At 65.4% G+C, this 13115-nt stretch carries 10 protein-coding genes; 7 read left to right on the plus strand and 3 right to left on the minus strand.

Annotated elements, in window-relative coordinates; translation table 11 throughout:
- Window positions 1–33: 33 nt before the first annotated feature.
- Genes HX613_RS00645 through HX613_RS00655 form a run of 3 tightly spaced genes read right to left on the minus strand, consistent with a single transcriptional unit; the run spans window position 34 to window position 3050 of the window.
- On the minus strand, window positions 34–1476 hold the full coding sequence (locus HX613_RS00645; RefSeq protein WP_235343550.1) for an aldehyde dehydrogenase family protein: 1443 nt from the start codon (window positions 1474–1476) through the stop codon (window positions 34–36).
- The gene (locus tag HX613_RS00650; protein ID WP_198398139.1) at window positions 1473–1874 is read right to left on the minus strand and encodes a sterol carrier family protein; all 402 of its coding nucleotides are present in this window, start codon (window positions 1872–1874) and stop codon (window positions 1473–1475) included. Before HX613_RS00650 ends, HX613_RS00645 begins: the two co-directional genes overlap by 4 nt.
- A 15-nt stretch (window positions 1875–1889) precedes the next feature.
- Window positions 1890–3050, minus strand: coding sequence for an asparaginase (locus HX613_RS00655; RefSeq protein WP_235343551.1), 1161 nt, complete (start codon window positions 3048–3050; stop codon window positions 1890–1892).
- A 33-nt stretch (window positions 3051–3083) separates the two neighbouring features.
- Between HX613_RS00655 and purD the strand changes: the two genes are divergently transcribed.
- The 7 genes from purD to HX613_RS00690 all read left to right on the plus strand — a co-directional run bounded on the left by purD (window position 3084) and on the right by HX613_RS00690 (window position 13031).
- Window positions 3084–5351 (plus strand): phosphoribosylamine--glycine ligase, encoded by a 2268-nt coding sequence (gene purD, locus HX613_RS00660; RefSeq protein WP_235343552.1) that lies wholly within the window; start codon window positions 3084–3086, stop codon window positions 5349–5351.
- A gap of 250 nt (window positions 5352–5601) precedes the next feature.
- On the plus strand, window positions 5602–7098 hold the full coding sequence (locus tag HX613_RS00665; protein WP_235343553.1) for an aminobutyraldehyde dehydrogenase: 1497 nt from the start codon (window positions 5602–5604) through the stop codon (window positions 7096–7098).
- An 80-nt stretch (window positions 7099–7178) separates the two neighbouring features.
- Window positions 7179–8903 carry an amidohydrolase gene (locus HX613_RS00670; RefSeq protein ID WP_235343554.1) on the plus strand — a complete coding sequence of 575 codons (1725 nt, stop codon included), beginning with the start codon at window positions 7179–7181 and terminating at the stop codon, window positions 8901–8903.
- Window positions 8900–10060 carry an ABC transporter ATP-binding protein gene (locus HX613_RS00675; RefSeq protein ID WP_235343555.1) on the plus strand — a complete coding sequence of 387 codons (1161 nt, stop codon included), beginning with the start codon at window positions 8900–8902 and terminating at the stop codon, window positions 10058–10060. Before HX613_RS00670 ends, HX613_RS00675 begins: the two co-directional genes overlap by 4 nt.
- On the plus strand, window positions 10044–11225 hold the full coding sequence (locus tag HX613_RS00680) for a polyamine ABC transporter substrate-binding protein (RefSeq protein ID WP_235343556.1): 1182 nt from the start codon (window positions 10044–10046) through the stop codon (window positions 11223–11225). The genes HX613_RS00675 and HX613_RS00680 overlap by 17 nt, the downstream gene beginning before the upstream one ends.
- Window positions 11222–12166: an ABC transporter permease gene (locus tag HX613_RS00685; RefSeq protein WP_235343557.1), complete on the plus strand. Its 945-nt coding sequence runs from the start codon at window positions 11222–11224 to the stop codon at window positions 12164–12166. The genes HX613_RS00680 and HX613_RS00685 overlap by 4 nt, the downstream gene beginning before the upstream one ends.
- A gap of 1 nt (window position 12167) precedes the next feature.
- The gene (locus HX613_RS00690) at window positions 12168–13031 is read left to right on the plus strand and encodes an ABC transporter permease (RefSeq protein WP_143922320.1); all 864 of its coding nucleotides are present in this window, start codon (window positions 12168–12170) and stop codon (window positions 13029–13031) included.
- Window positions 13032–13115 lie beyond the last annotated feature (84 nt).

The raw sequence follows: 13115 nt of genomic DNA on the forward strand, positions 1-13115 counted from the left end.
GTCGTGACCAGTCCGCTGCACTGCGTCAGGACCTCACAGCTTCACGACAACGGTCTTCGTCTGCGTGTACTCGTCGAAGGCTTCGATGGACTTCTCACGGCCATAGCCGGATTTCTTGAACCCGCCGAAGGGCAGCTCCACTCCCCCGCCGGCACCGTAGGTGTTGATGAAGACCTGCCCGGCTTCGACCTCGGCGGCGACCCGATGAGCCCGGGAGATGTTCTGCGTCCACAGGGCCGAGACCAGGCCGTAGTCGGTGCCGTTGGCCAGGGAGATCGCTTCCTCTTCATCGCCGAAGGTCATGGCCACGACGACGGGGCCGAATACCTCCTCCTGCGCGATCCTCGAGCCCGGGGACACATTGTCCACAAGAGTGGGGGTGATGAAGGCACCGCCGGTGAGGTCCTCGGCGAGACCTTCGGGTCTGGTCCCTCCGGTGATGATCTGCGCGTTGCCGATGTCGGAGAGGAACCCTTCGACGCGGGACTGCTGCTTCTTCGAGATCAGGGGTCCCAGCATCGGGTCGTCGATGCCGTAGCCGATGGTCACCTTCTCCATCGCGGCCGCCATCTTCTCCACCACCTCGGCGTGGATGTCCTGGGCGACGATGAGTCGGGACCCGGCCGAGCAGGTCTGGCCGGCGTTCTGGATGATCGAACGCACCAGGGACGGGACTGCCGCGTCGACATCGGCGTCGGAGAAGACGATGTTCGCGGACTTTCCGCCCAGTTCGAGCACCGTCGGGATGACCCGATCGGCGGCGGCGTGGGCGATCTGTGAACCGATCTGAGTCGAGCCGACGAAGCCCAGGTGAGCAATGCCCGGATGCGCCGCCAACGCGGCCCCCGCCTCGGCGCCCAGGCCTGTCACCACGTTGAACGCACCTGCTGGAAAGCCAACGGAATGGATGAGTTCGGCCAGGCGGACCGTGGAGCGCGGAGTCTCGTCGGCGGGTTTGGCCACGGCGCAGTTGCCGGTGGCCAGTGAGGTCGCGGCGGCGCGTCCGATGAGCTGGAGCGGGTAGTTCCAGGCCACGATGTGCCCGGTCACGCCGTAGGGTTCGCGGCGCGTGTAGACGTGCATGTCCTCGGCCATGGGGATCGAGTGCCCGTAGTAGGACTCGATGGTGTGGCCGTAGAACTCGAAGTAGCGGGCGCAGACGTCGACATCGGCGTAGGCCTGGGTCAGCGGTTTGCCGGTGTCCTCGGATTCCAGTGCGGCCATCTCATCGCGGTTGGCTCGGATCACTTCGGCGGTGGTGACCAGCAGCTTCGACCGCTGCTCGGTGCTCGAGCGCCTCCATTCCATCTGCGCCCGGGCCGCTGCCTTGACCGCACGGTCGACCTCGTCGGCCCCGCCGCGGGAGACATCGCCGAGGTGTTCGCCGGTGGCCGGGTCGACGTTGGCGTAGGTGGTCAGTGAGGGAACGTGGCGTCCGCCGATGAATGAGGTGGTCTGGGTGATCTGGGCGTTCATCGCCGACCTTCCAATTCTGCTGAGGTGTACAGGGGGACGAAATCGCTGATGTCGGCGCGCGTGCCCGAGGCATCAACCGAGCCTTCGGCGAGCGCGGCGGAGAATTCGGTCCTGCCGGTCACGATCTCCAACCACACCTGCGCCGAGGTTTCGACGACGTTGGGCGGTGTGCCGCGGGTGTGCCGGGGCCCGGGAATGCACTGGGTGACGCCGAAGGGCGGGACGCGGACTTCGACGCTGTTGCCCTCCGCCCGCGAGGCGAGCTCCTCGAGCGTGAACCGCACGGCCGTGGCCAGGGTCGACCGGTCTGCCGGTGCCGCGTCGGCCTCGGAGTGCGCAACCCACATCTCAAGGGCGTTGCGGCCCTCGTCGGGGTCGATCCTTCTGCGAATCGCCATCAGTGACTCTCCCTCTTACCTGATCTTCGCTACATCTTCGCCCAGCTCGAGCCTGCCCACAATGCTCGTCCGTCCCTCGGAATCGGTGCCGCCGGTGATCGGGTCGGTGATCGCCGCGATGACTTCGTCGAGGAGCTCATCGGTGATGACGACATCCCCCGCCGAGGTGGGGGCTGAGCCCGTGGACGAAGCCGTGCCCGGGGCGAGGGCTCCCACCTTCGCCAGCAGAGTCAGTGCCACGATTCCGGTGGCGCGAGAGGACCCGTCGAGACATTTCATCGCGACCGAGTATCCGGACTTCGTGGACATGGCGATGACGCCTTCGGCCCCGCCCTTAGCGAAGACGCCGAGGCCCTCGATGACCGTCGTATTCGGTTTGCCGTGGCCTTCGATCGCCCACGGGTCTGCGAATACGGCGTCCATGAGGGTGCGGGCCTCGGTGGCGTAGGAGACATACGGTTCCCTCGCCGAGGTGGTCCTCGGGTTCTCGTCTGCCGTGGCAGCGTCTGCGCTGCCCAAACAAACCACACGGCCGATCGCCCGTGCCAGGCCGGTGAGGCTGAGCGCGAAGACGGGAGCACCGCAGCCGTCGGTGCCCACGGCTGCCGGCGTCTCACCGGCGAAGGATTCGACCACCTCGGCGACCCTCTTCTGCACGGGGTGGTTCGGGTCGAGGTAGTCTGCGGTGTCCGCACCGATGGCCGCCGCGGCCATCAGGAACGCCGCATGCTTGCCGGAGCAGTTGAAGTACAGTGCCGATGCCGGATCAGTGTCGTCTTGCTCGAGATGACGTGCGGCCTCCTGAAGGCTCCGGCGGAAGGCACCGTCGGCGGGATGCGCGGACGGGCATTGCAGGTCATCCACGCTCAAGCCAGCGGATTCGAGCATTCCGGCAACCGCCTCGGCGTGGCCGGCCTCGCATTTGTGGGACGCGGTCGCCAGCGCCGCCCAGGTGCCGGACACCTGCGCCCCGAGACTCATCGCGGCAATCGCCTGCAGCGGTTTGAGGCTCGACCGGGTGAACACGGGAGCCTCCGGCGCACCCAGGCTGATCAGGGGTGATCCATCAGGGTCGAGGACGACGGCGGAACCGATGTGGCGGGATTCGACGAACCCACTGCGCTCGACGAAGGCCAACTCGGCGGCGTCGGCGGAAACGAAAGTGGAACGAGTCACGCACTCAAGCCTACGACCTTATAGGCTGGTGGGGTGAAGGTTCTTGTCATCGGTTCGGGCTCCCGCGAACACGCCCTCGTCCTTGCTCTCAGTCGCGACCCCCAGGTCGACGCCGTCATCGCCGCCCCCGGCAACCCGGGAATCGCAGCGATCGCGCACACCGAAGCCGTCGATATGAACGACTCCACCGCAGTCACGGCACTGGCGGAGACGCTCGATGTCGACCTCGTGGTCATCGGCCCCGAAGCGCCACTGGTCGCCGGGGTCGCCGACGCCCTGCGTGAGTCCTCGTTCCCGGTCTTCGGACCCAGTTCCGAGGCCGCGGTCCTCGAAGGTTCGAAGGCGTTCGCCAAGGAGGTCATGGAGTCCGCTAATGTGCCCACCGCACGCACCGTGGTCGCCTACACCTCCGAGGAGGCGGCCGCCGCCCTCGATGACTTCGGTGCTCCGTACGTGGTCAAGGCCGATGGCCTGGCCGCGGGCAAGGGCGTCGTCGTGACCTCGGACCGTGCCGAGGCACTGACTCATGCCAGTTCCTGCCTCGAGGTCTCAGACAGGGTCGTCATCGAGGACTATCTCGACGGCCCCGAGGTCTCCCTGTTCGTCCTCTGCGACGGCCAGCACACGCTGCCGCTGGCTCCCGCTCAGGATTTCAAGCGCATCGGCGATGGTGACACCGGCCCGAACACCGGCGGCATGGGCGCCTACTCGCCGCTGCCGTGGATCCCGGCCGGCACGGTCGAGAACATCGTCAACGCCGTCGCCCAGCCAGTCGTCGACGAGATGACCCGCCGCGGCACCCCGTTCGTCGGGCTTCTCTACTGCGGGCTCGCCCTGACCTCGAAGGGCATGCGGGTCGTCGAGTTCAACGTCCGCTTCGGCGATCCGGAGACCCAGTCCGTGCTCTCACGTCTGCGCAGCCCGCTGGGCCAGACCATGCTCGCCGCCGCCGAGGGGCGCCTCGACGAGGTCGGTGAACTCGACTGGGATCCGCGCACCTCGGTGACTGTGGTCATGGCCGCAGAGAACTACCCGAACACTCCGCGCACCGGCGACATCATCCGCGGCCTCAACACGGCCGATGGGCTCGACGACGTCCACATCCTCCACGCCGGGACCGCTCGTGCCACAGACACGGGCGCCGGATTCGCCCCCGAGGACACCGTCATCTCCGAGGACGTCGCCGAGACCGGAGACATCGTCACCGCCGGCGGACGTGTGCTCTCCGTCGTCTCGCTGGGCACCGGACTCCACGAAGCCCGGGCCAAGGCCTATGCCGCTGTGGCCGAGGTCAAGTGGGACGGTGAGCAGCACCGCACCGACATCGCCGAGGTGGCCGCTCGCGGGCAGATCACGGTGGCCGACATCTACCCTGCCCCCGAAGAGGCACCGGCCGCCGCCGCGCTCGACTCCACGGCGCCCGAACTTCCGGGGTGGACGCATGTCTACTCGGGCAAGGTCCGCGACCTCTACATTCCCGACACGGCCGCCGATGCGGCTTCGGCGAAGCAGCTGCTCATGGTCGCCTCGGATCGCATCTCTGCCTATGACTGGGTCCTCGACTCCGAGATCCCAGATAAAGGGAAGGTGCTGACCGGGCTGAGCCTGTGGTGGTTCGACCAGCTCTCCGAGGTCATCGGCAACCATGTCATCAGCTCCGATGTTCCTGAGGCAGTGGCCGGTCGCGGCCTCATCGTCAAGAATCTGTCGATGCTGCCCATCGAATGCGTGGCCCGCGGCTACCTCACCGGCTCCGGGATGGCTGACTACAAGGCCACGGGCTCCGTGTGCGGAATCCAACTGCCGGCAGGCCTCATCGAAGCCGACCGCTTGGAGCCCGCGATCTTCACGCCCGCAACCAAGGCTGATCTGGGAGACCACGACGAGAACGTCAGCTTCGCCCAGATCGCAGAGACCATCGGCACCGAAGCGGCCGAGAAGGTCCGCGACCTGACGATCGAGATCTACCAGAAGGCAGAGTCGATCGCCCGTGAACGCGGCATCATCCTCGCCGATACGAAATTCGAGTTCGGGACACTGCCTGACGGCACACTGGTCCTCGGCGACGAGGTGCTGACCCCGGATTCCTCGCGCTTCTGGGATGCGGCGAGCTACGAATCGGGTCAGCCGCAGGCGAGCTTCGACAAGCAGTTCGTCCGCGACTGGCTGACTGGTGAGTCCGGCTGGGACACGTCCTCGGACACTCCCCCACCGCCCCTTCCCGCCGAGGTGGTCGAAAAGACCCGCGCCCGCTACATCGAGGCCTTCGAGAAGCTCACCGGCCAGAAGTTCCCCGGCTGAGACTGGTCCCAGCCGGGGAACTCCTCCTCCTCTCACACCACCGCAGCCAACGACATAGCGCGAAAATCGCAGGCGCGGCCACTGATTCAGCAGGGGAATATGCTGGGTGGTAATTGTTTTCAGCTCGAAACCGTCTCACACAACGGAATCGGTGGATTCAACCCACTGATTCCGATACTCTGTGTGACCAGGCCCACACTGGCCCGCGCAGGCTCACACACAGACGTGCAACTCGGTTGGAAGTGACGATATGCATTATTGGAATGGCAGCTATCACGAAGGCAGCGGTGACACCTTCACCTGCATCAACCCCGCCACCGGTGAGACAACCGGAGAGTACACGCTCGCCAACGCCGAGGATGTCAATGAAGCCGTCGCCTCGGCGAAGGCCGCCTATCCCGCCTTCAAAGCACTCACCCCTGGCGAGCGCGCGGAGCTGATGCTCGGCCTCGCCACCCAGCTCGAGGCTCGCGCCGACGAACTCGCCGAACTCGAGTCGCAGCAAACAGGCAAGTCCATCCGCCTGGCCAAGGAATTCGATGTGCCCGGCTCAATCGACAACGCGAAGTTCTTCGCCGGGGCCGCCCGGCAGCTCACCGGCCTGGCTGCCGGCACCTATTGGGAGAAGTCGACGTCGATGACCAGGCGCGAACCCCTCGGCGTGGTCGGCTCCATCGCCCCGTGGAACTACCCGCTGCAGATGGCCGCATGGAAGATCTTCCCCGCCGTCGCGGCCGGCAACACGATCGTGCTCAAGAGCTCGGAGATGACTCCCGGGACCTCACTCATCCTCGCCGAGGCGGCCACCGCCGCCGGCTTCGCCCCCGGTGTCATCAACGTCATCGCCGGTGATGGGCTCGAGGCCGGTGAAGCACTCATCACCCACCCCGATGTCGTCATGTCCTCGTTCACAGGATCGACGAAGGTGGGCCGACGCATCATGGAACTCGCCGCGGCGAAGGGCTCTCGCGTCCACCTCGAACTCGGCGGCAAGGCACCGTTCGTCGTCTTCGACGATGCCGACATCGAAGCCGCCGCCCGCGGTGCCGTGGCCGGGTCGCTCATCAACTCCGGCCAGGACTGCACTGCGGCGACCCGAGCCATCGTCGCCCGCGAACACTTCGAGGCCTTCACAACCCGCGTCACCGAACTCATGAACGGCGTCCGCGTGGGCACCCCGTCGAACCCCGCCACCGACATGGGCTCCCTCATCTCGCTGACTCACCGCTCACGTGTCGCCGACATGGTCGACCGCGCCCGGGCAGCCGGGGCCACGATCCACTGCGGCGGAGCGATCCCGACGACGAACCACCTCGGCGAGGCTCTGCCCGGGGACACCGACTCAACGGCGTATTATGCACCCACCCTCATCAGCGGAATCGACACCGACGCCGAGGTGTGGCGTGAGGAGATCTTCGGTCCCGTCCTCGTCGCGATCGCCTTCGACACCGATGACGAAGCCATCGAACTGGCCAACGACACCCCCTACGGGTTGGCGGCGAGCGCCTGGACGACGACCACGAACCGGACGCTGCGTGCCGCGGCCGACATCGAAGCCGGATGCGTGTGGATCAACGAGCACATCCCGATCGTCTCCGACATGCCTCACGGCGGATACAAGGCCTCCGGATTCGGGAAGGACATGAGCCAGTACTCGTTCGATGAGTACACGCAGGTCAAGCACGTCTTCATCGACCAACACGAGGACCCGCACCACGAATGGCAGGACACCATCTTCACGTCCTGACGTCCTGACGTTCTGCCGCAGGTTACCGGTCACGGTCTCGGACACGAACGGATAACAGCCGGTCCGAGCCCTGTGGCCCGATGCCCCGGGCGACATACAATGACATCCTGCCAAGTGCGTCCAGCGCGCTCGGCCTCACCTTCGACAAGGAAGTCGGGAGGAACATGAACCTCGACGTTCTCGACGTCAGCATCTTCGACGGACACACGGTCCTGCCTGCGAACCGCATCAGCATCCGCGATGGAATCATCGCCGAGATCAGCACCGGAGCGGCCGCGGAGCCTTCCGAACACACCATCACGGCCACGGGGAAACTGATCACACCCGGGTTCGTCGATGCCCATGTGCACACCACCTTCGGCGGACAGGAGTCCCTGGCCTGCAATCTCAGCGAAGCACAGGGCCTCGAGGCCTCGCTTGAGGTGATTCGCGACTATGTGACCGCGACCACCGCCGGCACCGCGACCGCCGACGGAACGTCAGACGACAGCTGGGTCACCGGCGGCGGTTGGTCGATGGCCGACTTCCCCGGCGGTGCACCGACCGCTGTGATCCTCGACGAACTGAGCCCGGACCGGCCCGTCATCCTGCTCAGCGCTGACCATCACTCGGCGTGGGTGAACACACGGGCCATGGATCTCGCCGGCCTCGATGCCTCCACACCCACCCCGCCCGGTGGAGTGATCGAGAAGGACGAAGCGGGGGCACCGACCGGGTGCCTGCACGAATCTGCCATGGATCTCGTCTCCGCCCATGTCCCGGCCGCCACCGACGACGACATCCGCGCCGGACTCCTCGCCGGGCAGTCCTACCTCCATGCGTTCGGCGTCACCGCCTGGATGGACGCCATCGTCGGCGACTACTCCGGCCACAGATCGCCCTTCGACGCCTACATCGAAGCAGAGGACACAGGCGATCTGACCGCCGAGGTTGTCGGCAGCCTGTGGTGGCCCCGTGACGTCGACGACATCGACGCCCAGGTCGCAGCCCTGCTCGACCAGCGGCGAACTCACGGGGCCTTCCGCACCACCTCGGTGAAGTTCATGCTCGACGGCATCGTCGAGTCCCGGACCGCCGCGATGAGTGCCGAATACAGCTGCGCCTGCGGCGGATTCGGCACCAGCTACTTCACCCGTGACCACCTGCACCGAGCCTTCGCCGCCCTCGACGCGGCAGGCTTCGACATCCACTGCCATGCGATCGGTGATGCGGCGATCAAGGCGGCCCTCGATGCCTTCGAAGCCATCGGGAACAGCGTTCGCCGGCACCACATCGCCCACGTTCAGGTCGTCGACCCTGTCGACATCGGCCGATTCGCTCAGCTCGGTATCACCGCGAACCTGCAGGCGCTGTGGGCCTGTCACGACCAGCAGCTGCTCGACCTCAACCTTCCCTACCTCGGGACCGAACGCTCCCGCTGGCTCTATCCCTTCAGGTCCTTCGCCGATGCCGGCACCCGCCTGGCCATGGGGTCGGATTGGCCGGTCTCGACGCCGAACCCGTGGGAGGCCATCCATGTGGCGGTCAACCGCTCGCATCCGGACGCCGGCGACCCCGCTCCGCTGCTGCCCGAGCAGGCCATCGACCTGACCACCGCGCTGCGTGCCTACACCTCCAGTTCCGCGCACCTGCTGCGCTCGGAAGCCAACGGAACAATCCGCACCGGCCAGATCGCGAACCTCGCTCTGGCCAGCGCCGACCCCTTCGCCCTCGCCCCCGGCAGGCTCGCCGAGGTGCACAACGAAATGACGATCGCGGGCGGCCGCATCGTCCACGACGCCATCGCCGCTGAAAGGCAATCATGACCACGACAACCACTCCCGATGCAACGACGCCCACACAGCTTCAGCACTTGGAAGTTCAAGGGGTGAAGAAGGTCTTCGGCAACAACACCGCAATCGAAAGGCTCGATCTGTCGGTGCGCAAGGGCGAGTTCCTCTCACTGCTGGGGCCCTCCGGCTGCGGCAAGACGACCTTGCTGCGCATGATCGCCGGCTTCGAAGCTCCCACCGACGGGGCGATCCTGCTCTCGGGCAAGGACATCGTCAGCCTCCCGCCGCACAGACGCCCCGTGAACACGGTGTTCCAGTCCTATCTGCTCTTCCCCCACATGAACATCGCCGACAACATCGCCTACGGCCTCAAACAGGCCAAGACTCCGAAGTCGGAGATCGCGGAGAGGGTCCGTGAGGTTCTCGCCCTGGTCCAGATGGAGGACTTCGCCGGACGCAAACCCGAACAGCTCTCCGGCGGTCAGCAGCAGCGCATCGCACTGGCCCGAGCTCTGGTCAACCGTCCGCAGGTCCTCCTCCTCGACGAACCGATGTCGGCTCTGGACCGGAAGCTGCGTGAGGAGATGCAGCTCGAGCTCAAACGTCTCCACACCCGCCTGGACACGACCTTCGTCTTCGTCACCCACGACCAGGACGAGGCGCTGGCGATGAGCGACCGGATCGTGGTCATGTACAACGGCGTGATCCAGCAGATCGGCTCCGGCGAAGACATCTACTCCAATCCCGTCAACGGCTTCGTGGCCGGCTTCATCGGCAAACAGAACTTCGTCCCCGCCGAGGTGACCGAGATCAACGGCTCCACCGCGACGTTGAGAACGGCGAACGCTGTCATGGAGACGCCGACCCTCGACATCCGACCCGCCTCGGCGTCGGGGACGGCTTCGACGCTGAGCGTCGGAGACAAGGTGCGGGCCGCCATTCGGCCCGAACGCATGCGCGTTGCCCCTGCCGGAACCGATGGATTGGCCGCGAACTCCGCTCGTGGTCGGGTCCTGTCGGTGTCATTCCTCGGCGATGTCATCCAGTACATGCTCGTGGCCGGGGACAACGATGAACTCCTGGCTCGGGTGCCGGCCGCCGGCAACGAAGTGCTTGCCGCCGACGCCGAGGTGGATCTGAGTTGGAATGCCGACGACGTGGCCGTCTACGACTATGAGAGCGGTGTCTGAGATGGCGGGCAGGATCCCCGATGTGCATTTCCTGGCGCCCCGGGCCGCCTCGACGAGGCTGAGCAGGCGAGCGCTCCTGGCCGGGTTCGGTGTCGTCGGTCTGGGCGCGCTGAGCGCCTGTGGCCGCAACACGACGATGGCCGCTTCACCGCCCACGGACGGTGAGCTCGAGTCGAAGCTCAACCTCTACTCCTGGGGCGACTATGACAACCCCGAGCTCATCGAAGCCTTCAAAACGAAGTACGACGTGCTCGTCCAGGTCGACTCCTACGGGTCGAACGAGGAGCTCATCGCGAAGCTCTCCACCTCACGCGGAACCTCAGGCTATGACGTGGTGGTGCCGACGGGATCGAACATTCCGCAGATGCTCAAACACGATCTGCTCCAGGAGCTCGACCTCGATCTCATCCCGAACTTCAAGCATATGGACCCGAACTTCACTCACCAGTACTTCGATCCCGACAACACATACTCGATCTGCAAGGCCTGGGGGACCACGGGATTCGTCTACAACACGAAGAAGATCCAACACGAGATGACGAGTTGGCAGGACTTCATCGACACCGCACAGAAGGAGGCGGCCGGGACCACCTCGCTGCTCGAGGACCCGTGGGAGGTCTCCGCCATCGCACTGGCGGCTCTGGGCTACAGCCTCAACACCCAGGACGAGAAGGAACTCGAGGAGGCGCGCAGCGTCGTCCTCGATAAGCTCGCACCGAACACGAAAGCCTATATCGGCAATGTCGCCACGGGCATGATCCAGGGCAGCTTCACCTTGCTGCAGGCCTTCAACGGCGATGCCCGACAGGGACTGTCCGAGGCGGCCGATCCCGAGGACTGGAAGTTCGTGTTCCCGACTCCCTCGGCGAACCTGTGGATGGACTGCTGGGCCATCGCCACCGGCGCTCAGCATCCCGACTCCGCCCATGCCTTCATCAATCAGATGATCTCTCCGGAGACCGCGGTCGAACAGCTCGACTACATCGGCTACCCGATCGGCACGAAGGGCCTGGCCCAACAGGCGAAGAAGGCCGACCTCGACGAGCAGGACCTCATCTTCCCCGCTCAGAAGGTCCTCGACCGTCTCGAACCCAGCAAGCAGACCCCGGCCGATCAGATCCGCACGAAGATCTACGCCGATGCGCAGGCAAGGAGCGGAGCATGAGCACGCAGACAGCCAGATCAACGTCCGAGAAGAAGCCCGGAGGCATGTCGGCGAGGTTCTTCGGCGCCTCGGCCATGTCGTTCCCAACCTGGGCGTATGCGCTGTTCTTCTTCATCATCCCCGTGGCGTTGGTCATCTTCTACAGCTTCGGCTACAAACCCGACGAGTTCACGGCCGTGGCCACCGATCGACTCTCCTTCGACCGGTATCCCGAGGCCATGTCGGCCAGCTTCGTGTCGACGTTCTTCGCGACCCTGCGGATCTCCATCGTGGGCACGATCCTGTGTCTGATCATCTCCCTGCCCTTCGCCTACTGGCTGGCCATCAAGGTCTCGCCGGCCCGCAGATCCTTGGCTCTGGCCCTGGTCATGGTTCCGTTCTGGACGAACTTCCTCGTCCGCACCCTGGGGTGGCAGATCATGCTCTCCCCCGATGGCTTCCTCTCGAAGTGGATGCAGGGCATGGGGATGCTCGACGGACCGCTCGACATCCTCTACACGCGATCGGCGGTGCAGATCGGCGTCGTCTACAACTATCTGCCGCTGATGATCCTGCCGCTCTTCGTCGCCATCGATGCCTCGGGACAGAAGCTGCGTGAAGCCAGCTACGACCTCGGCGCCGGCAAGGTCACGACGTTCCTGCGGGTCACGCTGCCGATGGCGATGCCAGGTGTCGTCTCGGGGTGTCTGCTCGTGTTCATCCCACTCAACGGTGACTACGTCACGGCGACCGTCCTCGGCGGGGCCAGTGGTTCGATGATCGGGCAGCTCATCGCCAACCAATTCAACACGGCCCAGAACTGGGCCGCAGGTGCGGCCATGGCGGTGATCTTGATCCTCGCGACCCTGGCGGTCGTCGGGATCGGATTCGGTCTGCTCAAACTGGGGCAGACGATCGCGGCCCGACTGAACAGTGTGCCGCTGAAAGATGGGAGGGCCTGAGATGTCGAAGAAGAATACGTTCGCCCGCCGAACCCCGACTGACATCGGACTCCACGTCTGGGGGATCCTGGTCTTCGCCTACCTGTTCCTCCCGATCGCAGTCATCATTGCGTACTCGTTCAACACCGGGAAGGTGCTGGCGAACTTCCGCGGCTTCGGCCTCGACGCCTACATCTCCGGGATCAACAACGACATCATCATCTCCTCAGTCGTCACAAGCCTCCAAGCCGCTGTGGGTGCCGCACTCGTCTCAACGATCTTCGGCACCCTCGGAGGTGTGGCTTTGGCCAGGGCACCGAAGGGCGCGTGGTGGGCGCTGGGCCTGACAGCGATCCTCGGACTGACGCTGGTCACCCCCGAGATCGTCGACGGCATCTCGTTCCTCCCGTGGTTCGTCACCGTCGGCGTCGACTGGGGCATCACACCGCTGAACAACGGTCTGGTCAGGCTCATCATCTCGCACGCGATGTTCTCCATGGCAATCGTGACGTTCATCGTCCGCGCCCGTCTGGCCGGCATCGACTCCCAGCTCGAAGATGCGGCCGCAGACCTGGGGGCGACGCCGTGGAATCGGTTCAAGGACATCACCTTGCCGATCGCGGCTCCCGGCATCCTCGCCGGTGCGCTGATGTCATTCACGGTCAGCCTCGACAACACGATCCTCTCGAGCTTCGTCCAGCAGCCCGGATACACCCCGTGGCCGGTCTACATCTTCTCTGCCGTCAGGGTGGCGCTGCGACCAGAAGTCGCGGCGATCTCGACCCTGATGTTCCTTCTCACCCTCCTGGCCTTGGCCTTCGTCGGCTTCGTGCTGCGCAAGGCGGGTGGAAGTCCGACAGAGATCATCAAGACGATGGCCGGATGAACCCCCGCCGAAGCAGGCGGGTGGCCCCGCCGAGGTGGGTCCTGGGACTTCAGGGTTGCCACCCCTGCAATGATTGCCGCAAGG

It is taken from the genome of Brevibacterium sp. UCMA 11754, assembly GCF_021532275.1.
GTDB lineage: Bacteria > Actinomycetota > Actinomycetes > Actinomycetales > Brevibacteriaceae > Brevibacterium.

Coding starts and splice junctions, on each gene's coding strand:
- HX613_RS00645 (WP_235343550.1), bottom strand. CDS start 1,476: ATGAACGCCCAGATCACCCAGACCACCTCATTCATCGGCGGACGCCAC.
- HX613_RS00650 (WP_198398139.1), bottom strand. CDS start 1,874: ATGGCGATTCGCAGAAGGATCGACCCCGACGAGGGCCGCAACGCCCTT.
- HX613_RS00665 (WP_235343553.1), top strand. CDS start 5,602: ATGCATTATTGGAATGGCAGCTATCACGAAGGCAGCGGTGACACCTTC.
- HX613_RS00670 (WP_235343554.1), top strand. CDS start 7,179: ATGCCCCGGGCGACATACAATGACATCCTGCCAAGTGCGTCCAGCGCG.
- HX613_RS00675 (WP_235343555.1), top strand. CDS start 8,900: ATGACCACGACAACCACTCCCGATGCAACGACGCCCACACAGCTTCAG.
- HX613_RS00680 (WP_235343556.1), top strand. CDS start 10,044: ATGAGAGCGGTGTCTGAGATGGCGGGCAGGATCCCCGATGTGCATTTC.
- HX613_RS00685 (WP_235343557.1), top strand. CDS start 11,222: ATGAGCACGCAGACAGCCAGATCAACGTCCGAGAAGAAGCCCGGAGGC.
- HX613_RS00690 (WP_143922320.1), top strand. CDS start 12,168: ATGTCGAAGAAGAATACGTTCGCCCGCCGAACCCCGACTGACATCGGA.